This is a genomic window from Planococcus beijingensis (genome assembly GCF_016820615.1).
GTDB classification, from domain to species: domain Bacteria; phylum Bacillota; class Bacilli; order Bacillales_A; family Planococcaceae; genus Planococcus; species Planococcus notacanthi.
In genome coordinates, this window is the sequence record NZ_JADHDZ010000006.1 from 20,308 (window position 1) to 44,333 (window position 24,026).

20 protein-coding genes are annotated in these 24,026 nt (G+C 45.9%); 15 read left to right on the forward strand and 5 right to left on the reverse strand.

Features of this window, described 5'->3' with window-relative positions; translation table 11 throughout:
- Positions 1 to 53 precede the first annotated feature (53 nt).
- From IRE19_RS14375 to IRE19_RS14385, 3 genes are all read left to right on the forward strand, one after another.
- Complete coding sequence (locus tag IRE19_RS14375) at positions 54 to 1,754, forward strand: phospho-sugar mutase (protein ID WP_203340941.1); 1,701 nt, start codon at positions 54 to 56, stop codon at positions 1,752 to 1,754.
- A 534-nt stretch (positions 1,755 to 2,288) separates the two neighbouring features.
- Entirely contained in the window at positions 2,289 to 3,404 is a 1,116-nt protein-coding gene (locus tag IRE19_RS14380) for a GAF domain-containing sensor histidine kinase (RefSeq protein WP_203341036.1), read from the forward strand.
- 16 nt (positions 3,405 to 3,420) lie between these two features.
- Positions 3,421 to 4,062 (forward strand): response regulator, encoded by a 642-nt coding sequence (locus IRE19_RS14385; protein ID WP_203340942.1) that lies wholly within the window; start codon positions 3,421 to 3,423, stop codon positions 4,060 to 4,062.
- Positions 4,063 to 4,096: 34 nt separating this feature from the next.
- Here IRE19_RS14385 and rsgA read toward each other — a convergent pair whose 3' ends face one another.
- Complete coding sequence (rsgA, locus tag IRE19_RS14390) at positions 4,097 to 5,152, reverse strand: ribosome small subunit-dependent GTPase A (RefSeq protein ID WP_203340943.1); 1,056 nt, start codon at positions 5,150 to 5,152, stop codon at positions 4,097 to 4,099.
- A gap of 368 nt (positions 5,153 to 5,520) precedes the next feature.
- On the opposite strand from rsgA, the gene IRE19_RS14395 reads away from it, so the two are divergent.
- The 7 genes from IRE19_RS14395 to IRE19_RS14425 all read left to right on the forward strand — a co-directional run bounded on the left by IRE19_RS14395 (position 5,521) and on the right by IRE19_RS14425 (position 13,980).
- Positions 5,521 to 7,122 carry a long-chain-fatty-acid--CoA ligase gene (locus IRE19_RS14395; RefSeq protein WP_203340944.1) on the forward strand — a complete coding sequence of 534 codons (1,602 nt, stop codon included), beginning with the start codon at positions 5,521 to 5,523 and terminating at the stop codon, positions 7,120 to 7,122.
- An 83-nt stretch (positions 7,123 to 7,205) separates the two neighbouring features.
- The gene (locus IRE19_RS14400) at positions 7,206 to 8,273 is read left to right on the forward strand and encodes a phosphotransferase family protein (RefSeq protein WP_203340945.1); all 1,068 of its coding nucleotides are present in this window, start codon (positions 7,206 to 7,208) and stop codon (positions 8,271 to 8,273) included.
- 4 nt (positions 8,274 to 8,277) lie between these two features.
- Positions 8,278 to 9,003: a 2-phosphosulfolactate phosphatase gene (locus IRE19_RS14405; RefSeq protein WP_203340946.1), complete on the forward strand. Its 726-nt coding sequence runs from the start codon at positions 8,278 to 8,280 to the stop codon at positions 9,001 to 9,003.
- Positions 9,004 to 9,021: 18 nt separating this feature from the next.
- Positions 9,022 to 9,813 carry an enoyl-CoA hydratase/isomerase family protein gene (locus IRE19_RS14410; protein WP_203340947.1) on the forward strand — a complete coding sequence of 264 codons (792 nt, stop codon included), beginning with the start codon at positions 9,022 to 9,024 and terminating at the stop codon, positions 9,811 to 9,813.
- A gap of 93 nt (positions 9,814 to 9,906) precedes the next feature.
- Positions 9,907 to 11,103, forward strand: a complete 1,197-nt coding sequence (locus tag IRE19_RS14415) for a cytochrome P450 family protein (RefSeq protein ID WP_203340948.1) — start codon at positions 9,907 to 9,909, stop codon at positions 11,101 to 11,103.
- 354 nt (positions 11,104 to 11,457) lie between these two features.
- A complete protein-coding gene (locus IRE19_RS14420) occupies positions 11,458 to 12,912 on the forward strand; it encodes a DUF2254 domain-containing protein (RefSeq protein WP_238943245.1) in 1,455 nt (484 codons plus the stop codon).
- Positions 12,913 to 12,921: 9 nt separating this feature from the next.
- A complete protein-coding gene (locus IRE19_RS14425; RefSeq protein ID WP_238943246.1) occupies positions 12,922 to 13,980 on the forward strand; it encodes a mechanosensitive ion channel family protein in 1,059 nt (352 codons plus the stop codon).
- A gap of 58 nt (positions 13,981 to 14,038) precedes the next feature.
- Here the strand turns inward: IRE19_RS14425 and IRE19_RS14430 are convergent, their stop codons facing one another.
- A complete protein-coding gene (locus IRE19_RS14430; RefSeq protein ID WP_203340949.1) occupies positions 14,039 to 14,941 on the reverse strand; it encodes a cation diffusion facilitator family transporter in 903 nt (300 codons plus the stop codon).
- A gap of 323 nt (positions 14,942 to 15,264) precedes the next feature.
- Here IRE19_RS14430 and chrA point away from each other — a divergent pair, with 323 nt between their 5' ends.
- From chrA to kynB, 3 genes are read left to right on the forward strand one after another with little or no spacing between them, the layout of a single operon-like run.
- Positions 15,265 to 16,437 carry a chromate efflux transporter gene (chrA, locus tag IRE19_RS14435; RefSeq protein WP_203340950.1) on the forward strand — a complete coding sequence of 391 codons (1,173 nt, stop codon included), beginning with the start codon at positions 15,265 to 15,267 and terminating at the stop codon, positions 16,435 to 16,437.
- Positions 16,438 to 16,456: 19 nt separating this feature from the next.
- Positions 16,457 to 17,710, forward strand: coding sequence for a kynureninase (gene kynU, locus IRE19_RS14440; RefSeq protein WP_203340951.1), 1,254 nt, complete (start codon positions 16,457 to 16,459; stop codon positions 17,708 to 17,710).
- Positions 17,711 to 18,334 (forward strand): arylformamidase, encoded by a 624-nt coding sequence (gene kynB, locus IRE19_RS14445; protein WP_203340952.1) that lies wholly within the window; start codon positions 17,711 to 17,713, stop codon positions 18,332 to 18,334. It begins immediately after the preceding gene.
- 156 nt (positions 18,335 to 18,490) lie between these two features.
- On the opposite strand, the gene IRE19_RS14450 is transcribed toward kynB, so the two are convergent.
- Positions 18,491 to 18,934, reverse strand: coding sequence for an arsenate-mycothiol transferase ArsC (locus IRE19_RS14450; RefSeq protein WP_191716618.1), 444 nt, complete (start codon positions 18,932 to 18,934; stop codon positions 18,491 to 18,493).
- 172 nt (positions 18,935 to 19,106) lie between these two features.
- Positions 19,107 to 19,625: a universal stress protein gene (locus IRE19_RS14455; RefSeq protein WP_191716617.1), complete on the reverse strand. Its 519-nt coding sequence runs from the start codon at positions 19,623 to 19,625 to the stop codon at positions 19,107 to 19,109.
- Positions 19,626 to 20,171: 546 nt separating this feature from the next.
- Between IRE19_RS14455 and IRE19_RS14460 the strand changes: the two genes are divergently transcribed.
- Positions 20,172 to 21,908: an ABC transporter ATP-binding protein gene (locus tag IRE19_RS14460; RefSeq protein WP_203340953.1), complete on the forward strand. Its 1,737-nt coding sequence runs from the start codon at positions 20,172 to 20,174 to the stop codon at positions 21,906 to 21,908.
- Between the two features lie 2 nt (positions 21,909 to 21,910).
- Positions 21,911 to 23,665 carry an ABC transporter ATP-binding protein gene (locus IRE19_RS14465; RefSeq protein ID WP_191716615.1) on the forward strand — a complete coding sequence of 585 codons (1,755 nt, stop codon included), beginning with the start codon at positions 21,911 to 21,913 and terminating at the stop codon, positions 23,663 to 23,665.
- Positions 23,666 to 23,774: 109 nt separating this feature from the next.
- Here IRE19_RS14465 and IRE19_RS14470 read toward each other — a convergent pair whose 3' ends face one another.
- Positions 23,775 to 23,978, reverse strand: a complete 204-nt coding sequence (locus IRE19_RS14470; protein ID WP_146559143.1) for a YheE family protein — start codon at positions 23,976 to 23,978, stop codon at positions 23,775 to 23,777.
- Between the last annotated feature and the right edge of the window lie 48 nt (positions 23,979 to 24,026).

The following is a 24,026-nucleotide window of genomic DNA, read 5'->3' on the forward strand; positions in this document are numbered from 1 at the left end:
ACTTATGAGGATGAGTAGTTCAAAGTCAACTTATTATGGATGGAGGAATGGATATGTCATGGAAAGAACGCATTAAACGGTGGTTGGAGCATGATGCACTTGACGAAGAAACACGTCAGTCATTGACTGTGCTGATGGAAGACGAAAAATCCGCGGAAGATGCTTTTTATCAGGATTTGGTTTTCGGTACTGGAGGCATGCGCGGGGAAATTGGACCGGGCACAAACCGGATGAACGTCTATACCGTCCGAAAAGCGTCACAGGGAATTGCCGATTACATAAAAGAAAATGGCGAATTGGCGATGTCACGTGGAATGGTCATTGCTTATGACAGCCGCCGCATGTCCCCGGAATTTGCGGAAGAAGCAGCGCGTACATTTGCCGCGAACGGCATTCATACGTATTTATACAGCGGTCCACGGACGACACCGCAATTATCATTCAGTGTCCGTTATTTGAATGCTTTCATGGGCATCGTCATTACGGCAAGCCACAATCCGCCGGAATACAACGGCTATAAAGTATATGCAGAAGACGGTGCCCAATTGAATCTGGAAGATGCAGACCGTGTCATCGACTACGTCAGCCGTGTGGAAGATGAACTGTCCATCGTCAATGAAGGCTACGAAGAATCGCTGCTCGTGCGCATTGATGAGAAATTGGATGAAGCTTATTTATCCAATGCACTGACGGTCCAAGAACACTCAGCCAGCCCAATCGAAGCAGTTTTCACACCGCTTCACGGCGCTTCGGGTGCCACAGTCAAAAAATTGCTCGATCGAGCGGGTTATGATCAAATCACCTATGTTGCTGAACAGATGGAACCTAATGGTGAATTTCCGACAGTCGCATCACCGAACCCCGAAGAAGGTTCCGCCTTCGAACTGGCGAAAGAATACGGCAAAAAATCAGGAGCTGATCTGCTGATTGCTGTGGATCCGGATGGAGACCGTGTCGGGATTGCAGTCTGGAGCGGCAGACAATACGAATTATTGAGCGGCAACCAGACCGGTGCTATTTTGATCGAGTATCTGCTTAGCCAGAAACAGGCAAAAGGCACTTTGCCGACAAACGGGCGCATCTTCAAGACCATCGTTACATCGGAATTCGGCCGAGTGGTTGCTGATTCTTATGGCGTCGGCTGTGAAGATGTCCTGACTGGCTTTAAATTCATCGGCGAAAAATTAAAGCATAATGATGCCAATCCGCAATTTGAGTTTTTATTCGGCTACGAAGAAAGTTACGGCTATTTGATCCGTGATTTTGCACGGGACAAAGATGCTGTGCAGTCGGTCTTATTGCTTGTCGAAGCGGCAGCATTCTATAAGAAACAAGGAAAAAACCTTCACGATGTTCTGGTTGAACTTTATAACCGCTTTGGCTGGTACCGGGAATCGCTGGTATCGGTCACCAAAAAAGGCATTGATGGCGCGCGCGAAATCAAAGCCTTGTTGGAAAACTTGCGTACGGAACCGGTTAAGGCTTTGGCAGGGATTCCAGTCGTATCGATCGAGGATTATGAAACACAGAACCGAGTTTTCGTCGATTTGGGCACCGATGAAAAAATCGAGTTGCCACAGTCGAATGTCATCAAGTACTTCCTGGAGGATGGTTCCTGGGTATGTGTACGGCCAAGCGGCACGGAACCGAAAGTAAAGTATTATTTCGGAATCACCGCCAAAACCCAGCAGGAAAGCGACGAAAAGCTGGAACTGCTGAAGGAATCGTTTTTGGAAGAAGTCAATAGCCGCTGAGGATCGGGCTCCCTGAAAAGGGGGCTTTTCCTTTCCGCTTTTCTCAATTTACCAGTTGCAGTGCCCTACTCTGACAGGCGCTTTCATTTTTCTCAATTGTCCAGCTTCAGCAGCCAGCTCTTCGGGTCATAAGCCAATCCAACTGAGTGGCAAAGAGCGCCACTCTGTTGGTCTGTCTTATGCCGGTCAGAGCTAAACGGCTGCTTCCGCTTTTCTCGGTGTCCAGACTCCAGCGCCCAGCTCTTTGGGTCATAAGCCAGCCCAACTGCGTGGCAAAGAGCGCCACACTGCCGGTCTGTCTTATGCCCGGCAGAGCTACACGGGCGCTTCTGCTTTTCTCGGTGTCCAGACTCCAGCGCCCAGCTCTTTGGGTCATAAGCCAGCCCAACTGCGTGGCAAAGAGCGCCACACTGCCGGGCTGGCTTATGCCCGGCAGAGCTACACGGGCGCTTCCGCTTTTCTCGTACAAAAGTACGAAGGAGGATTGGTGTGGAAAAGTGTATGGTTAAATCAGCATGAATGAGGTGGATGATGATGGTTATGAGTGAACCCTCCAATATCACGTTATTGAAAGAAATAGCCGAATTGCTCAATGAAGAAACGGATATGGCGCGCATGCTGGACGGTGCGATCCGGAAATTATTGAGTGCTTCGACTTTTGAGACGGCGTGGATATTCTTTATCAATGAAAAAGGAAAGCATCAACTGGTGGCGCAGGCAAATCTGCCGGCACCATTGGAAGACAATAATTGCCGCCATCTTCAAAAAGGCGGATGCTGGTGCGTCAAACGTTACCATGACGGCGATCTGGATAAAGCATCGAATATCATCGCTTGCCAGCGTATTGAAAATGCCATGCCAGCCAAAGCACGAAAGCAAGGCAGCATCACGCATCATGCGACAGTGCCTCTGCAATCGGGGAAAGAAAAGTTCGGACTGCTGAATATTGCGGCACCGGACACTGTCGGTTTTTCAAAAGATGAATTGGCGCTGTTGGAATCGGTGGCTTTTCAGATCGGATCGGCGATCAAGCGGATCGGACTGACCAAACAGGAACAGGAATTGGCACTAGTGAAAGAGCGCAACCGATTAGCGCGTGATTTGCATGATTCGGTCAACCAATTGCTGTTTTCGGTGACATTGACTGCCCGTGGAGGCGTCGAAATGTCGGAAGATCTGTCCGTTCAGGAGACATTCCGGGATATCCAACACCTGACGCAGGAAGCATTGAATGAAATGAGGGCGTTGATTTGGCAACTGCGGCCGAAAGGGCTGGAGAGTGGGCTGTTGGAGGCCATCAAAGGCTATGGCGAAATGCTTGGATTGACCGTCGAAACAAAAATGACAGGTGTCATCCAATTGCCTTCAAGGATTGAAGAGACCTTATTCAGAATTGCACAGGAATCCTTGAACAATGTCCGGAAACACGCCGGCGTCAATAAAGTGGAATTGTATTTATCGGTCACTGCAACCGATGTCTTATTGGTTTTAAAGGATGAAGGACGGGGCTTCGCCTTCGATCATGGGGTGCATCTGCCATCTATCGGCATCCAAAGCATACGCGACCGGGCCAAAGCAGAAGGCGGAACAGCCGATTGGTCCAGTGAAATTGGCAAAGGAACGGAAATCCTGGTCCGGATTCCGTATTAACGAAGGAGTGAAGAACATGGTGAAAGTATTGATAGCCGATGACCATCATGTGGTGCGGCGAGGCTTGCTGTTCTTTTTGAAAACACAAAAAGACATCGAAGTGGTGGGGGAAGCCGTAAATGGCAAAGAAGCAGTAGAAATGGCTGCCGCTCTTCAGCCGGATATCGTCCTGATGGATTTAGTGATGCCGGTCATGGATGGCATCCAGGCTACCCGGAAAATTAAGGAACAGTATCCTGACATCATCGTCCTGATGCTGACCAGTTTTTCAGATCAGGACCATGTAGTGCCGGCGATTGAAGCAGGAGCGGCAGGTTATCAGTTAAAAGACATTGAACCCGATGAACTGGTGGCTTCATTGCGCAGTTTGATGCGCGGAGAAAATACCCTTCATCCGAAAGCGTCTTCCGAGCTGATGAAAGCACCGGCTGAACCGGCGCCGCATACCGTCAACCAGTTGACGCCGAGAGAGCAAGAAGTATTGGCGGAACTGACAAAAGGCAAAAGCAACCGGGAAATTGCGTCGGCATTATTCGTCACAGAAAAGACGGTAAAGACCCATATTTCCAATATCTTCATTAAACTGGCTGTCCAAGACCGGACACAGGCTGCGCTTTATGCTGTTAAGCACGGGCTGACAGATCCAGGAAGAAATTAAAAAAAGTGCGACGGAATTTTCCGTCGCACTTTTTTTAACGTTTTTTAACGGGCCGCTTCCGGCTGTCTTTGGTCACTTGTTTCCATTTGCTGCGCTCGGCTTTTTGGGCAGCGGCATCGCTTTTACGTTCCATATGGGCAAGTTCGCGCTTCAGCTTCAAGTAGCTTCGGTAGCGTCCGCCATCCAACTCGCCGTTTTGGAGGGCTTCTTGAACGCGGCATCCCGGTTCATCGTTATGGGCACAGTCACGAAAACGGCAAGCAAGCGCCAACTCTTCGACATCGCTGAAACCGGCTTCCACGCCTTCTGAATAATCACCGAGCTGGAATTCACGCATACCGGGAGTGTCGATCATCAGTCCGCCTCCAGGCAGCAGAATCATTTCCCTGTGTGTAGTGGTATGGCGCCCTTTGCTGTCATCTTCACGGATGTCCTGCACCATCATCAGCTTGCTGCCAGACAGGGCATTGATCAAAGATGACTTTCCGACACCAGAAGAACCCAGCAGGGCGCCCGTTTTGGAACCGGCCAACTGCTTCTGCAATTCCTCGATTCCATCTCCTGTATGGGCAGATACTGCGTAGACCGGAACACCAAATGCTACGCTCTCCACTTGGCGCAGGTAAGGTTCGATATCCGCACACTGGTCTTTCTTAGTCAGGACGATAACCGGGTTAGAACCGGAATCCCAAGCTGCCAGCAAATAACGTTCCAAGCGGCGAACATTAAAATCATGGTTCAGTGACATCGTCAGAAAAACGGTATCGACGTTGACGGCGATCAATTGGATATCGGATGTTTCCCCTGCCATTTTTCTGGAAAACTGTGAGGTGCGGGGAAGCACCTGGTGAATGATGCCTTTTTCTTCGCCCGGCATCTGCTCAACGACAACCCAATCCCCGACGCATGGGAACTCGGTGCGGCTATGCTGGTGCCGGTATTTCCCGGATAACGAACAAAGCCATTCTCCGTTGTCTGTTGCTACGCGGTATAAGTTTTTATGTTCTAAAGTTACGCGGCCGGGAATTCCCGGTACGGATATTTTTTCTTTCCAGCTGGAGTTCCAGCCGTACAGGTTAATGTTCGTCAATGATAGTTCCTCCTAATTTATGCAAAATAAAAAACCACGGATGCGCGCAATTCGCAGTCCATGGTCTCCGGGCATAATGGAAGAAGCGTATCGTCAGCGATACACAGAAGGAGACACTATAGACTGGAATTGCGTATTCAAAAATAAAATCGCCATAATGCCTCACCTCTTTCTTCAAGTTAAATCTACAATACCGTAAGCCGATTTGAACGTCAAGTTATTTTTCTGAAGATTCTATTGAATGATAAATGAAGACTTGCATTTTGAAAATGAAAACGCTAACATAATGGTAATATTCTGAACATACCAACTGGTTAGTATTTTCTTGGTATGTCCAATGTGTTTTCAACTACTGAGGAGGATGAAAAATGACGACAGAACAGACTTGGAAGAGCCATTACCCAAAAGGAATTTCTGCAGAAATGAAGTTTTCGGAGAAGACAATGCCGCAATTGCTGACGGAAACAGCGAAAAAAATTCCGGATCATATTGCAATTAAATTTTATCAAAAAGAAATCTCCTACAAAGATTTGGACCTTTTCTCGACGCTGTTTGCTTCATCACTTCAGCAAACAGGCATCCATAAGAATGACCGCGTTGCCATCATGCTGCCGAATTGCCCGCAATACATCATCTCGTATTATGGGGTTTTAAAAGCAGGGGCCATTGTCACGCAAATAAATCCGATGCTCTTGGAGAAAGAGTTAAGCTATTTATTGAACGATTCAGGAGCGGAAACCATCATTGTATACGAACCTCTATACCCGCGCATTCAAGCAATTGCAAAAGATACTGCTTTAAAAAATATCATTGTCGTCAGTTTTGAAACGAAAAATCAGGAACTTGACCAAGCCAGCTATTTTGAATCGTTTATCGGAAAAGGGGATGGCAAGGTCGATTCAGTCGCCATTGATCCAGCGGAAGATATAGCCGTCTTGCAGTACACAGGCGGAACGACCGGGCTATCCAAAGGCGCTATGCTGACTCATCGTAATATTGCTGTCAACGCTCTGCAGGCACAGGAATTTTTCAAAGATGAAGTAACGTTCGGTGAAGAAAGCTGCCTGACGGTCATTCCATTATTCCACGTATTTGCCATGACATCTGCGATGAACTTATCGATTCTAAATGGTTCCAAAAATATTCTATTGCCACGCTTTGACCTTGAAGAGGTACTTGAAACAATCAAGCGGGAGCAGCCGACGACGTTCCCGGGTGTGCCTACTATGTATATCGCCATTGCCAGCCATCCAAAAGCGGAAGAGTATGGAATCGACAGCATCAATGTATGCAATAGCGGCAGTGCGCCGATGCCTCTGGAAACCATGAAGGAATTTGAAAACAAGACCGGCGCCAAAATTTTAGAGGGCTATGGATTGTCTGAAGCGTCACCGGTTACGCATTGCAATCCTCCTTTTGCCGAGAGAAAGCCAGGGAGCATCGGAATCGGTTTTCCTTCTACGGAGTACAAAATCGTCGATCTGGCTACGGGAGAAGAAGATGTGCCGACCGGAGAGATAGGGGAATTGATCATTCGCGGACCGCAAGTGATGAAAGGCTATTGGAACATGCCGGAAGAGACAGCAAGCACCTTGAAAAACGGTTGGCTATTTACAGGTGATATCGCCAAGATGGACGAAAGCGGCTATGTCTACATTGTCGACCGCAAAAAAGATCTGATAATCTCAAGCGGCTATAATGTCTATCCGCGTGATATCGAGGAAGTTCTCTATGAACATCCGGCGGTACAGGAAGCGGTGGCCATTGGAATTGCCGATCCGTACCGCGGGGAAAGCGTCAAAGCGATTGTTGTGAAAAAACAAGGAGCAGAAACCAGCGAAGAACAGTTGATAGTATGGGCTAAAGACAAGATGGCTGCCTATAAAGTACCGCGGGCTATTGAATTCCGGAATGAATTGCCGAAAACCAATGTCGGGAAGATTTTGAGGCGTGCACTAAGGGAACAATAGAACTCGATGGAATAGATGAAGGCTACACGAGATTCCAGCCTATTTCTGGAAGCAGGGAAATTTAGTTGAAGAGGTGAAAGGACATGTCGATACAGGAAAATGTGACGATTCAGGTAAGAGCTGGAGAAGAATTGGATTATCCGGCGCTTGAAAGTTTTCTGCGCAGTCAAATTGATGATCTGCCGTCAGGGGAATTGAAAGTCCGCCAGTTCGGTACCGGCCATTCGAACTTAACATATGCTTTGCAAATCGGCGGCTGGGAAGCTGTTCTCAGAAGGCCGCCTTTAGGGCCAGTCGCTCCGAAAGCACATGACATGGAGCGTGAATACAAAATTCTTTCGGCTCTGCATCCGGTTTTTAAAACAGCGCCAAAGCCCTTTGTATTTTCAGCTGATGAATCCATAATCGGCAGTCCCTTTTTTGTGATGGAAAGGCGGCATGGCATCGTATTGGATACGGACTTACCGGAAGGCATAGAACCGACAAAAGAGTTGGGACGAAGAATTTCGGAGAAAATGGTCGATTTGCTTGTTGAACTTCATGCGCTGGATTACAAAAAAACATCACTGGCAGACATTGCAAAACCTGAGGGCTTTATGCAACGCCAAGTGGAAGGATGGATTGGGCGTTATGAACGCGCCCGGACTGACGACATTGAAGGCGTCGAGCAGTTGAAAGAGTGGATGCTGAGACACATTCCGGTTTCCGGGGAACCCACCATCATCCATTATGATTTCAAATTGAACAACGCTTTATTTTCGGAAGATTTTTCTGACATCACAGGACTGTTTGATTGGGAAATGACAACAGTTGGTGACCCTCTGGCTGATGTAGGGGTGGCAATGAGCTACTGGATTCAGGGAGATGATCCTGAATTGCTGAAAAATGGGCTCGGCAAACCGCCGGTTACGATATTGGATGGGTTTTATAGCCGCAATGAATTTATCACCAGCTACGGTGAAAAAAGTGGGCGGGACGTTTCAAATATGAACTTTTATTCAACGTTCGCGTACTTCAAGTTGGCTGTGATCATCCAGCAAATCTACTACCGTTATAAAAAAGGACAAACAAAGGATTCGCGTTTTTCTCATTTTGACCAATTTGTCAAAAGTTTGATGCAGCATGCGTTGGCGACAGCGAAAAGGGAGTGAATCGGTGCCGAAACTTCATGTGTTGTTGAAAAAAGAAGAGATTGATGATGCCAAAATGCAAGAAGATAAAACCGCAGTGATATTCGATGTGCTGCTGGCGACTTCGACCATCACCGCCTGTTTCTGGCATGGGGCAAAAGAAGTTGTGCCGGTATTGAATGGCGATGAAGCGCTCCGTGAGGCGGAAGGAAGAGAAACTGACAGTTTTTGTTTGGTCGGGGAATACAACGGCAAGACCATCGAAGGTTTTTTAGATCCAAATCCGTTGCAGTTGAAGGAGCAAATCAAAGGGAAAACCGTACTGCTGTCGACCACAAATGGCACCGTAGCCATACGAAAATCTGCTGCTGCAAAGAAAGTGTACACCGCTAGTTTGTTGAATGGGGAGGCAGTGGCAAAGAAGATAGTTGCAGTCCATCGTGGAGAAACGATTGTCGCCGTCTGTTCAGGATCAGGCGGAGAATTTTGCATGGAGGATTTATATGGCGCGGGGTATTTTATAGATTGTCTGATGAACCAAACAAACCATTGGGAGTTGACGGATTCGGCAAAAGCAGCGCGTCTTTTTTACCGTTCGAATGCTCACCAGGCAGAAAAAATTTTGAAGGATTCACGGGTGGGAGAAATGCTGATGCGCAGTGGATTTGAAGAAGAAATTGATTTTATTGCTAATTGCGGATTGATCGACCTTGTGCCTTGGCTAGAAGATGGAAAATTGGTTATCAAATAAGATTGAGGGGGAAACAAAATGGAAAACAAACACTTAAACGTTAAATTGCAAGGGGCTGTACTGTCGCTGCAACTGAATCGGCCTGACAGTTTGAATGCATTCAGCCCTGAAATGATTGAAGGGTTACATCGTGAAATACTGGGCGCTGCCAGCAATCCGGACATCCGGGCAATTATCCTGTCAGGAGCAGGCAGATCATTTTCTGCAGGTGGAGATGTGAAGACGATGGGCCAAGCGGGATCTCAAGAAACATATGACCATATCGGAAAATTGAACGAAGTGGTATTGGCGATGCGTTCACTGGAAAAGCCGATCATCGCAGCGGTCCATGGCTTTGCAGCAGGAGCTGCTTTTAACATCGCTTTGGCGAGCGACATCATCTTAGCGGCTGAAGACAGCAAATTTGTTATGAGCTTTTCTCAAGTGGGGTTGATTTCAGATGGGGGCGGTTTGTATTTCCTGCCACGCCTAATCGGCCCTTACCGCGCCAAGGAATTATTTTTTAACGCACAGCCGATCACTGCTGAAACTGCTCATCAATGGGGCATCATCAATCATGTGCATCCACTGGAAAAATTGGAGCAAGAGGCCTTCCGCTTTGCTGAAAAATTGGCGAATGGCCCAGCTAAAGCCTTCGGGCTGATGAAGAAAATTACAGATCAATCGGCGACGATGGGATTGGCGGAAATCCTGGAACAGGAACGCATCACGCAAGCAATGATGATTACGACAGAAGATCATTTGGAAGGCGTCTCTGCTTTTAAGGAAAAACGCAAACCCGTGTTTAGTGGAAAGCAAAGTGTGCTATGAATTGAAGGAATGACATATAGGAGAATTTGGTAAATTTGAACGAGATGATTCCAATGGAGGAGGGGTATAGAAAAGGAAAAAGGAGGAGTGGCAATGACTTCAGACCGTACCGGTAATTACGGCTTGTTTTCGGAACAATTTACACAAAATCCCTATCCGGTTTACAGCAAATTACGGGAAGAGGACCCTGTGCACGCGGTTCGTTTTCCCGATGGCCAGAGCGGCTGGATGGTGACGCAATATGCAGACGCAGAAGAAGTCTTGAAAGACCCCCGTTTTATTAAGGATATGTCGAAAATCTATGGGGACAGTATGGACATGTTAAGTGTCTTTACACAAAACATGCTATTTGCTGACCCGCCGGATCACAAACGGCTGCGCGGACTTGCCCAAAAAGCTTTTACGCCTAAAATGATTTCGGGTATGCGGGGCAGGATCCAGGAAATAACGAATGAACTATTAGCGGATATGGAAGGAAAAGGTCAAGTCGACTTGATTGATGAATATGCTTTTCCCTTGCCGATTATTGTCATTTGCGAAATTTTGGGTGTTCCTTCGGCTGACCGTGATAAATTCAGGCTTTGGTCCAATTCACTAATTGAAGGGACTAGTGGAGAACTGGGAGCTACTGTCTATCAGCACATGAATGAGTTTGTCCAATACCTGGGACAGTGGTTTGCGAAAGTCCGGGAGCAACCGGGAGATGATCTGATCAGCAGCCTCATTCAAGCGGAGGAAGAAGGTGACCGGTTGAGCGAACGCGAGCTGTATGGTGTAGTGACGTTGTTGATCATCGCCGGACATGAAACCACGGTGAATTTGATCGGCAATACAGTGCTGTCCCTGATGGAACATCCCGAGCAGCGACAACTGTTGGAACAGCAGCCTGAGCTGATTACTCAAACCATCGAAGAATCTTTGCGCTTCAATGGGCCTGTAGAATTCAGTACGTCGCGATGGGCGGGCGAAGATTTTGAGTTTCAAGGAAAACAACTGAAAAAAGGCGATTTGGTGGTAGTGTCGTTGAATTCTGCAAATCATGACGAAGCGCAATTCGAACATCCTGAGCTATTCAATATCGAGCGTGAAAAAAGTTCGCACTTGGCATTTGGTAAAGGAATTCATATGTGTCTTGGAGCACCTCTAGCGCGCTTGGAAGGGGAAATTGCCATCGCCAGTCTGTTGAAACGGTTTCCTCAAATGAGACTGGCTGCAGGCAGCGATAGATTAAACTGGCGGCCGGGCATGATTGTCCGCGGCGTCAAGGAATTGCCGATGCTGCTCAAATGAAGATGAAAAAAGACTGGAAGCTATCCAGCCTCAGACTGTAGACAAAGTCTTTCCAAAATGAATAGCAATGCATACCCCAACCGGTCCCGCCACTTCGCGTTCCGTGGGCTCAGCTTCAGCCTCCACGTCACTGGAAAAACCCGTGCTCCTGCATCGCTGCGCTGCTCCCAAAAGAGTCTCCGTGGCCGGCCCGATCGGGGGCGTGTAGCTTCAAGCAAAGGAAATAGCCTGCTAGTCAGGATCCGGAAACCATCGTCCTAATAAACTTGGTAACTCCTTCATACAAAGATCCGAAGCGCAAGCCCGCAGGAAAGCGTCCGCCTGGAGTGCAGGATCCAATAGAAAGACAATAAATTGCATATTCACCCTTTGAACGACATAAATATTCTTTTATCTATAAGCTGGGCTGGAAGCTATCCAGCCTTTTTTGTTTGTCCAAAAGCCATCAAGGGAAAGGGGATTAGAAAGGGCGTGACAAGAGAGGGGAGGGGAGGAAATATGAAGTCGCTATCATTTTGGATGAAGGAAAAACTGTGGCTTACTCCAGCTTTGTATATCTTGATGGCAGTTCTCCTGTCGATTACGTTTTTCTATATTGATCTTTTATACATTGAAAGACTCAAGCCTTATATCCCTTCAATTTTATTGACGAATGTTGATCTGGCTAAGACTATTATGGGGAGTCTATCAGGTGCACTTTTGACCATGACCACCTTTACTTTTTCAACAATACTGGTTGTTCTGACTATGTATTCTTCACAATTTTCACCACGAACATTAAAAAATTTCATTCACGATAAAATTACCTGGCGAGTTTTGGGGATTTTTCTCAGTGGCTTCATTTACAATACATTATCATTGCTGTTTATGAGAGATGATTTATATAGTACTGACGTGATTTCCACGTTTGTTGGAATTGTTATCGCCTTTTTCTGTCTCTCCACTTTTGCTTACTTTATTCATTACATTGCTACCCATGTGCAGGTTGGTCAATTAGTCAATGAATTGATTGGAGATACAGAACGAGCTATTTCCAAAATCAGAGAATTGCAAGAAAGCGAAAACGAAGAAGCAATAGAATGGAATCCGATTGGCATCAAAGAAATCCATCAGGCAGAAAAAGAAGGCTATATTCACTACCTTTCTTTTGGCAAGCTGGTGGATTACGCAGAAAAACATGACCTGAAAGTAGAGATTCTTGTCAAAACTGGAGATTATGTATACGAAGGCAAGCCAATTTTTCATATTTACAAAGTAAAGGAGTTGGAGCTTCCTGCTGCAAGATTTTATTCGCTCGGGACTTCCAGGACTTCTGAACAGGATTTCGATTTTGCGATTCAAAAACTAGTCGAAGTTGCCTTGCGTGCTATTTCTCCTGGGATTAACGATCCCAACACTGCCAATGAAATCATCATCCGGCTAGGTCGCCTGTTAGGGCAATTAGGCTGTTTGAAAACTGGCCCATTCCTTTTGGGGGGCGGCAAGAAAAGTGAGCGGGTGCTGTACCGTTTTCCATCTTATAAAAATATCTTGTACAATACTTTTTACCAGTTATCCCATTATGGAAAAGAAGATATCTCGGTTTTGACCTCCATGATGGAATCATTGAAAGTGGCAGCTGAACTTGCACCCTGCCAGCATCACCAAGAACTATGGGAAGTTCACGGCTATATTCTGGAAAACATCGATCAAAATCAGTTGAAATCATACGATCATATTGCGCTTCAACGAAAGGTCGACCAACTTGCTGAAGCCACTGGCCGGCATTCTTATAATATCTTATTAGAATCGCCCGTCATCAGCCGGTAAAGGAGGGAAATGATGCAAAGCAGCCAGTTGTTTAAAGGAATTGATTTCTTACGGAATTTGTCTATCGGGGAATTTTTCATGTTCTTCGTTTATCTTGCATTGATACTCATAGCAAAATCTCTGGTTTTATTCCTCTTTAGGAAGCTGAGCCCTTCCAAAGATTTCAAAGAGCGTATTTACCCAGTGATTGAAGATGTCTTAAATTGGCTTGTGCTCTACGGAGGCATCCTTTTCTTCCTCTTCTATTTTTCCAGAGAACAATGGTTAACGCTGCCTTTTTACGAAACAGAAGGAGTGGAGATATCCATTCTGCTCATAATAGTGGCTGTAATGATTGTGACATTTGCCAGCCGCCTCATAAAAGCATTTAACCATTACGTCATGCCGTTTGTTTATGAACAATTCAATATTGACATTGGCATGGGCTATACTATTAATCGGCTTCTGTATTACGTGGTGATGTTCCTGGCATTGGCCATCAGTTTCACGACAGTTGGCTTAGATTTAACAGCTCTCGGTTTCGTGTTCAGTGTTCTAGGAATCGGCATCGGCTTCGGTGTGCGCAATATAGCTGCCAACTTTGTATCAGGCATTATTATTCTGTTTGAAAGGCCGATGGAAGTCGGTGAAATGGTGGAAATCGATAAAAAGATTGGACGTATTACAAAAATTAAACTTAGATCAACTGTTATCGAGACATTGAAAGAAGGTACATTGGTAGTTCCCAATCAGTATTTTATCGAACAAATCGTTAAAAATCGTTCCAGTGCACAATTATATGCTCGGGTTGTCGTAAGTGTCGAATACGGCAGCGATACAGAACGAATTGAAAGGATTCTCAAAGATGCCGCAATAAAGGCGGCGGAATTGATGAAAGGGATACCTGAAAAAAAAGCCGATGTTCGGTTTATTGATTTCCGGAATTCGGCATTGGATTTCCAAGTGGAAGTACAAGTGGCTGATGTTGAAATGAAAGAAAGGCTTGAAAGCAATATTCGCCATGCCATTGCGGAAGATTTTATTAACCATGATGTGAAATTGGCTAAAACGGTATATGAAACACAATAAAAGTCCATGGCTTCCGAAAAGCCATGGACTTTTATTGTGTTTGAGCATCTTACTTCATTTATTCGTCAAAGTCATCTTCCTGAGCGGCCGTAAAAGAATAATCCGGTTCAATATGGACGAGAATGACGCAATGCGGTTTCACCTTTTGGATTTTGCGTTCGATTTCTTCAGTAATCCAATGGCTTTCCACTACATTCAAGTTAGGAGCGACACTGACCGTCAAATCGATGAACATGACATTGCCGTGGTTGCGTCCTTTAAAGTCACGCAGTGTAATGACACCGGGGACTCTTCTTACCAGCACAGACAAGGTCTCCACTTCATCTTCGTCAAAGCCATCCGTCAAGGTAATGACAGACTCTTTGAAGATATCCAGTGCGGTCTTGATGATGATCAACCCGACGATGAAAGCTGTAATGATATCAAGGATCGGTGCTCCGAAAATTGCACCGATGATTCCGATTCCGGCACCGATACTGACCAGTGCATCTGAACGGTTGTCATAGGCTGCGGCACGGACCGCCGAGCTCTTGATTTCCCTGCTGAGTTTTAAATTATAGCGATAGACGCCATACATGACGATAGCGGAGAAAAAAGCGATCCAGGCGGTGAATAAAGAAGGAACATCAGCAACCGGCTCGAAAATCGAACGGACCGCATTCATCAGAACTTGCAGCCCGATAACCGCCATGATGAACGAAGCCAACAAGGAGGCAATGGTTTCGGCGCGCAAATGTCCATAGTGATGGTTTTCGTCCGGCGGCTTCTGGGAAATCCTCAGACCAACGAGGACCGCGATTGAAGCGATAATATCCGTCAAGTTGTTTAAACCATCAGCTTTAAGGGCTTCAGAAGAACCCAAAAAACCGAAAGTTAGTTTAATGGCACTGAGGAAGACGTATGCGCCGATACTGATCCAGGCACCTTTTTCCCCTTTGCGCAAATTTGTATACAGGTCCATAAAGTTTCCCGCCTCCAAGTCTCTGAAACAAAGTGAAACGACCCTCAAAGGAGGGCCGCTTCATGATCTTTATCTATCATATAAGTTGTGGACTGTATTTTGGTAATGTTGAATTGGGCCCGAATATAAGCCCGATTCGACAGGCATGCAGAAATAGAGATTAGCAAAGCGTCTTTAAATAGTATCAATGTCTTTTTCAGCAATGTCAATAGTAAATGACTTTATGACAGGTCGGTTCATAATCTTTACATAAATTTAATGTTCGCTTATATAAGCAAACGGTTATACTTGAAGTGAGAATAATTTTTTTAAAGGAGAGGGCTATGGCTAAGAAAAAAAACAACTATGCAGAAATTTTAAAGGCATCTACGAAATTGGGGCTGACGTCCTTTGGAGGACCGGCAGCGCATATTGGTTATTTCAGAGATGAGTATGTCACGAAAAGAAAGTGGTTGGATGACAAGGCCTACGCAGACTTAGTGGCTCTTTGCCAATTCCTTCCGGGACCGGCAAGTTCTCAGGTGGGTATTTCCATCGGAATGCTGCGAGGCGGAATGTTCGGTGGGTTTTTATCGTGGTTCGGATTTACAATGCCTTCGGTCATTTTATTGGTATTGTTTGCACTGCTTGTCACCAATGGTTCATTCGACAGCGGATGGATACAGGGGTTAAAAATTGTAGCGGTGGCTGTAGTGGCGCACGCTCTCTTAGGTATGGGCAAAAATCTGGCACCTGATAGGCAACGGATTGCAATCGCCGTAGGAGCAGCTATTGTGATTTTATTAATACCGACCACTTGGGCTCAAATTGGAGTGATTGTTCTAGCAGGCGTCCTGGGATATGCCATTTACCGTAAGGAAGATGCACCGGAACCTGTGAAGCTGGCATTAAGTTTCGGCAAAAAAACCGGCATTGCGGCTTGGTCGATTTTTGCGGCTTTGTTGATCGGATTGCCGCTGATCCGCCCGTTTATCGAGTCTACTTCCTTTGCAATTTTTGATATCTTCTATCGTGTCGGTTCGATTGTTTTCGGCGGCGGACATGTTGTACTGCCGATGCTGGAGCGTGAAGTAGTGTCGGATTGGATGACACCGGATTCGTTTATTGCCGGTTATGGTGCGGCACAGGCTGTTCCAGGACCACTCTTTACCCTGGCTGGTTACTTGGGGCAATTGATGAATGGGGGATGGGGAGTGGTCATTGCTGTAATTGCCATGTTTTTGCCATCATTTTTACTGATCGTGGGAACTTTGCCGTTTTGGAGTATAATCCGGACAAAATCCGGTGTGCAAGCTGCATTGAAAGGGGTTAATGCAAGTGTGGTCGGAATTTTGCTGGCTGCTTTGTACGATCCTGTCTTCACATCAGGAATCCGTGGCCCTGTCGACTTTGCAATTGCGATAACCGCCTTTACAATGTTAGTCTATTTTAAACTGGCTCCTTGGATTGTCGTACTGGTGACGGCAGTTCTAGGCGCAGTCGCTTATGCGATTTAAAGGCTAGAGGGGGATGGCAATGAATTCAGGCAAAAGATTGGATCAACAGGATCCGTTGGCGAATTTTAAACAGGAGTTTTTTGTGGAGAAAGAAATGGTGTACATGGACGGCAATTCCCTTGGATTGATGTCCAAGCGAGCAGAAACAGCATTGCAGAACTTGATGGAAAGCTGGAAGACATTCGGTATCGATGGATGGACCGAAGGGGAGCATCCGTGGTTTACGTTAGCGGAATCGTTGAGTGCGCGTGTTGCGCCTTTAGTAGGTGCACAGTCGCATGAAGTGATGGTGACGGGATCGATCACCTCAAACATCCATCAAATGCTGTCGACAGTGTTCCAGCCGACGCTTGAACGGTTTGCAATCGTCGTGGATGATTTGAATTTTCCGTCGGATATTTACGCGGTGGAAAGCCATCTCCGTTTGCGGGGGCTGGATCCGGCGAGAGCAATGCGCAAAGTGGGAAGCAGGGACGGGTATACACTGGAGCTGGCTGATATTATTGAACAGCTGACAGACGACGTGGCTATATTGCTGTTGCCGTCTGTGTTGTACCGAAGTGGCCAGTTGTTGCCGATCCGGAAAATTGCAGAAGCTGCCCATCAAAAAGGCATTCTAGTGGGCTTTGATTTAGCGCACTCAATTGGCGCTATGCCGCACGAACTTCATGACGCTGGTGTGGATTTTGCTGTTTGGTGCCATTATAAATACATGAACTCCGGACCGGGTGGAACTGGCGGCCTTTATTTGCATGAACGTCATCATCACCTGTTGCCAGGAAATGCTGGCTGGTTCGGATCTGATAAGACGCGCCAGTTCGATATGGATCATGAATTTTCCAAAGCTGAAGGAGCAGGCGCCTATCAGATCGGCACACCGCATATTTTCAGTATGGCCCCTCTTCTGGGCAGCCTGGAACTGTTCGAAGAAGCAGGCATTGAAGCAATCCGCCAAAAATCGCTGCAGCTGACAACTCTTCTAAGACAGCTTATTGGCCAACAGATTCCTGAACTGGTTGATGTGACACCAATGGAGAACGATGCCAGAGGTGGGCATATCGCTTTTGCCCATCCGGAAGCCGCTAGAATCTGCAAAGCCTTGAAAGAAGCAAAAATCATTCCGGATTTTCGCGCACCGAACATTATTCGATTGGCGCCAATTGCTTTTTATACATCCTTCAGTGATGTTGAACAGGTAGCAGAAAAGCTGAAGAGCATTATGGAAAATGAAACTTATAAAAACTTCAGCAACGAACGAAATGTGGTGGCTTGAATGAAACCTGAGAAGATAATTGATATTTCCATGGAATTGAGTGGCGTTACGCCGGAATGGCCGGGAGATGTGCCGTTTAGCTATGACCTTTCTGTGACTAAGCAGGAAAGCGGCTCTGTAAATGTTGGAAAACTGCAGACCAGTACCCATATCGGCACTCATATCGATGCACCTTTTCATTACGATGACCAAGGGCTGAAAACGCATGAACTGCCATTGGATATTTATTTATGCAAAGCACAGGTCATGGACGTCAGTGGACTAAAAAAAATCAATTCATCTGATTTGAAACCACTAGAAGAAGGCGTTACAGCTGTCTTGTTGAAAACGGCTTCCTGGAAAAACAGAACTGTATTTCCAGAAACCTGGCCAGTGTTCGATGTATCGATTGCCCAATGGCTGGCTGACAATGGAGTCAATCTTTTAGGAGTGGATGTGCCGTCGGTCGATCCCGAGACCAGCAAGGAATTGCCGATGCATCAGGCAATGAACCGGCATCAGCGCTTTATCTTGGAAGGAATCGTACTCGATGATGTAGCAGAAGGGATTTACCGATTAGCGGCATTGCCCTTGAAGATTAAAGGTGGGGATGGGAGTCCGGTCCGAGCAGTTTTGTATAGTTAGAAAAGCACAAGCGCCCATTTCGTGGACCATGAACTAAAAGTGAGATTTCCTGTTGCAACGTTCAGCTGATCCGGCGCCTTCGGAACTCTGGAATAACATTTAGCGAAAAATATCTATAAGACGCACAAAACCTTCACCAATATACCGGTGAAGGTTTTATACGTAATCTGCACGGAAATAAGGTTCCATGTTTTTTATATTCACAGCGATTTCGTCGCAAATTTCCTGATAAAGCGCCCATTGTTCAATGCTGTCGCTACTGCGCAGCTCGGGGTTGCGAATGTCCCATCGCAGTAATTTTTGGCTCGGTAAATCCGTTGGGATATCTCCGTGCTCCAACTCTCCATCATGTAAAGCGATGATCAGATCGGCTTCACTCACTTCTTCAGAATTATATTTGCGTGGTTCAACTGGCGGCAAATCCAATATCACTTCTTTCATTACTTCTAAAGGAATTTCATTGAAAGAAGATTGAGGGCTTTGCGTCCATGCAGCGCTGCGAATTTCCCAGTCAGGAAGCATTAATCGATTAGCCCAAATTTCAGCCATCAATCCACGGTCCTGGTGAGAAGATAGAAAATAAACAGTATGTCTTGGCATGGGTGATCCCTTCTTCCTATTGGTCAAACTGAATTTTGCTACTAGTAATCTTTACCCATCTATCGTAAAGTTAAACTGCTCAATTTGTGATGAAAATGTGATCGTTTTTCACTTTTATGCTAAAAAGACCCGGTTCTGCTGATGGTTATATAAGTCCAGCAGACCGGGTTTCTTATTTGACGACTAAAATGGAGCTGGCTGAATCTTTGATCAGCTTTTTGCTGACTGAACCCACAAAGAATTTCTGCAATCCTGATTTTCCGCTGTTGCCGATGACCAGTAAGTCAATCTTCTGCTCTTCGATAAAAGCGGCAATCGTTTTAGCTGCATTTCCTTCCAGAGCCAGTACGGAAGCTTTAATTTGATGTATATCCAATTGCTGCTGGATAGAGTTATGCATGTGCTTTGAATATTCCACTGTTGAGTTATCGTAGTCGTTTGGTGGCCGGTAACCTTCATCGCCAATTTCAGGTGGCATGAACTGAGCATAATTACTGTCGACATTTGCTGAGATTACGGGAGCTGAAGCAGTGCCTGTACTCATGTAACCGACACTCTCACGATAATCTTCATTGACATAAATCACTGAAAGTTTGGTATCGGGCAACGCTTTAACAAATTCAACAGCTTTATCGAATGCAATCCGGCTTCCGTCAGATCCATCATAAGCCACTGCAATGTTTTTATACATTTCCTTTCACCTCGCCTTATTCTCTTAGTTCTAAATTACCCTCGGACCTCAGAATGAAACATCCGCTATTTTTTGGAAAATTTATTTTCGAAAAATGTTGACAATTCAAAAAAGACTTTGGTACTCTTGATTTAACAAATAAAGTGAAACTTCAGTCAGTGTCGAATTTCTGCTGAGTGTTAGTTGATCAAATCGGACTGACCGTTAACGCGGGATAAGAGAAAAGGAGGTAATGACGATGAAAAAGTTTAAAAATACAACTGCAATCAATTTAATATCATCGCCAGACCCTTCTGTTATTATTCTTTGAATTTATTTCGGAATTAGAAGTAAACAGGACTGGTCTACTACCTTGTCTTGTTTATATGAGCGTGCGCCCATAAACCAGGCGTGCGCTTTTTTGTGTTTTATTCAGTTTTTTTAACTGTTTAAATAAAAAAATACGAGGAGATGTTGGAGATGAAACAAATTCAAAAAGGGAAAATCATGATCAAGGAATCGTTAGAAGGCGATTAGCCGACGGGAAAAAGAAAGAAGGCGTAAGTGATGTTTGACGTGTTATGGAAATTAAGATGGTTTTTTAAAGAAAATTGGGTGCGATACACTACAGCTATCGGCCTGCTTTTCATTGCAAATATTATAGAAATTATTCCGCCCTGGCTGATTGGGGTCGCCATCGATTCGATCGCACAGGAACAACTGACCGCAGAATTGATGTGGCAGTATATTGCTGTTCTCGCTGTGGCGATGGTGTTGGCTTACTTCATCAACTTTGTCTGGCAGTATCAATTGTTTGGCGGAGCTTATGTCATTGAACGCCAATTGCGTTCAAGTTTAATGGGGCATTTCCTGAAGATGACACCGACTTTTTACGAGAAAAATCGGACAGGTGATTTAATGGCCCGTTCAACCAATGACTTGAAGGCGATTTCCGAAACAGCCGGATTTGGTATTTTGACGCTGGTGGACTCGACTTTATACATGGCGACCATCATTGTGGCTATGGGGATGCTGGTGTCTTGGGAATTGACGTTCCTGGCGATGATTCCTTTGCCAATCCTGGCAATTATCGTTCAGATGCTGGGCAAAAAGATCCACGTGCGCTATATGGAAGCACAGGAAGCGTTTGGAGATATGAACGACAGTGTTTTGGAATCAGTCGGAGGTGTTCGGGTGATTCGGGCATATGTCCAAGAACGTGCGTCAGAGCAGCAATTTGCTGAGATGACCGATGATGTCTATGAGAAAAACATGGCTGTTGAGCGGATCGATGCGCTGTTTGCTCCAGTGACCAAGGTGCTGACTGCTATCAGTTATATGATCGGGCTCGGTTATGGGGCATTTTTGGTGGCAGAAGGAACCATGTCGCTTGGAGATCTGGTCGCTTTCAATGTCTATTTGGGCATGATTGTCTGGCCGATGTTTGCAATCGGCGAACTGATCAATATTCTTCAGCGGGGCAATGCTTCCCTGGACCGTGTCAATGAGACATTGGATTATCCGGAAGACGTAACGGATCCAAAAGAACCTGCAATAACAGGGCTGCCGGAACGAATCGGCTTCAAGGACTTCAGTTTCACTTACCCACAGTCCAACGCCATCAATCTACAAGGCATTAATTTGTCCATGAACAGTGGCCAAACACTCGGCATTGTCGGCAAGACGGGAAGCGGAAAAACGACTTTCGTCAAACAATTGATGAGAGAGTATCCGATGGGACAAGGATCTATTTTGATGAATGGCATTGAATTAAAGAAATTGACGAAAGACCAATTGCGCAGTTGGATTGGTTATGTGCCTCAAGACCATGTCTTGTTTTCACGGACAATCCGGGAAAATATCCTGTTCGGAAAATCGGATGCCAGTGAAGAAGAATTGATTGAAGCGCTGCGCTTGTCCTATTTCGAAAAAGATTTGGCCTTATTGCCGAATGGACTGGATACGCTGGTCGGTGAAAAAGGCGTAGCTTTATCCGGAGGACAGAAACAACGGATTTCTATTGCGCGTGCTTTGATCAAGAATCCGGAAATCCTGATTCTTGATGATTCGCTGTCAGCCGTCGATGCGAAAACGGAAGCACGCATCATTGAAAATATCCAGGCAGAACGTTCCGGTAAAACCACGATCATCACTACGCACAGGCTGTCTGCAGTACAGCACGCCGATTGGATCGTGGTGCTGGAAGATGGCAAGATACTTGAAGAAGGAACTCATGGTGATTTGCTGGAAACGAATGGCTGGTATAACGAACAATACCTCCGACAGCAAATCGAGGAGGTGTAGTCATGGGAACAGGAAGACGTTTAGTACAATATGCTTTAAATTTTAAATCTGTGCTGATTTTGGGGTTGGTGATGCTGGCGATTGCAGTAGCTGCCGATTTGGCAGCGCCGCTGATTGCCAAGGAAATTATCGATAACCACATAGCCGTTTCAGGAGATGCGTTGGACTTTGAACCGATTGCTTATCTGCTGGCTTTGTTTTTCGCATTGGCGATTGTTACGGCGATTTTCCGGTATTGGCAATCCATTCTTTTGCAGAAGGGAGCTAACCGGATTATTCGCAAGATGCGCAATGATGTCTACGAGCATACACAAACCTTGCCGATCCGCTATTTTGATAATTTGCCGGCGGGTAAGGTGGTATCGCGCATAACCAATGACACAGAAGCCATCCGTGACTTGTTTGTGACTGTCTTGTCTGAATTTGCCACCAGTTTCATGTATATGGGCGGTATTTACATCGCCTTGTTTTACCTTGACTGGAAAATGGCTGCGATGACCCTGGTTTTGATTCCGCTGCTTTATGTCTGGATGCTGGTCTACCGAAAATATGCGGCCCGCTACAATCATGTGGTGCGGGAAAAAGTCAGTGAAATGAATGCCATGATCAATGAATCGATTCAGGGCATGACGATTATTCAGGCGTTCCGCCGCGAACGCCAGATGAAGGATGAGTTTGCTGAACTGAACGATGAACATTATAAATACCAGAAGAAATTATTGGTGCTTGAAGGAGCGGCTTCCTATAACTTAGTGGGCGTGCTCCGCTCCATGACGTTCATTTTGTTTGTCTGGTATTTCGGGGGAGCTTCCATGTCGGGCAGCACAGTTGTGACGGTCGGTGTCCTGTATGCGTTTATCGATTACATTATCCGTCTCTTCAATCCAATCAACGGCATCGTCAATCAGTTCGGCCGCTTAGAGCAGGCTTTGGTGGCGGCTGAACGGGTATTCCGCCTGCTGGACCAAAAAGGGGAGCCTGTAGTGGACAAAAAGGTAGCTCGCTATCAAGGCAATGTCCGTTTTGAAAATGTTTGGTTTGCTTATAAGGAGCAGGAATATGTTCTGAAAGATATTTCATTTGAAGCGAAGCAAGGAGAAACAGTGGCTTTAGTCGGCCATACCGGTTCCGGAAAAAGCTCGATTATGAACCTGCTGTTCCGTTTCTATGATGTATCGGATGGTGCCATCACGATTGACGGCACCAATGTCAACGATATGCCGAGACAAGCAGTCAGGGAGCATATGGGGATTGTGCTGCAGGATCCGTACCTGTTCAGTGGAACAATCGAATCGAATGTCACGCTGGGTGATGAACGGATTACCAGGGAAATGGTGGTCGATGCGCTGGCGGCAGTCGGAGGCGATCGAGTATTGAATCATTTGCCGAAAGGCATCGATGAGCCGGTAGTGGAAAAAGGCAGTACCCTTTCTTCCGGTCAACGGCAATTGGTCTCTTTTGCCAGAGCTTTGGCATTTGATCCCGCGATTTTAATCCTGGATGAAGCAACTTCCAATATCGATACAGAAACGGAAGAAATCATCCAGCATGCCATGGATGTCCTTAAAAAAGGGAGAACGACATTCATCATTGCGCATCGCTTGTCGACGATTAAAAATGCTGACCGTATATTGGTCCTGGAAAAAGGAGAAATTGCCGAAGCGGGTTCTCATGAAGAATTGATGAAGCTTGGCGGCACCTATTTCCAAATGTACAAAATCCAATCAGGAATGTCCCAAACCCAATCAGTTGGGTAAAGGGGCATTCCCTTTTTTATTTGTCGAGAAGCTATCGCTGTTCAATTCTTCCGGTGTTCCCTATAATTGAAAGAGCGGACGAAAAAAAGCGCTGGAACTTTCCAGCGCTTTAATCGTATACATGATAGAGCATCAGCTCGTGAATCATTGTTTTGATGGTTTCTTCGTCTTGAGGCGGTTTAGAGCGCCAAACGATGCTGCCATCCGGATGGTATTCTCCAGTGATCCGTTCGTTTTTATAGAAAAAGGAAATGTCCCACCCCGGCAGTTGACGATTTTCGAACATCGGCTTAAATTTAAAATGTTGAAGCATGCAGATCCCCCTTTGCTATACTCTTTCTATTATAGGGGATTCCAGGAA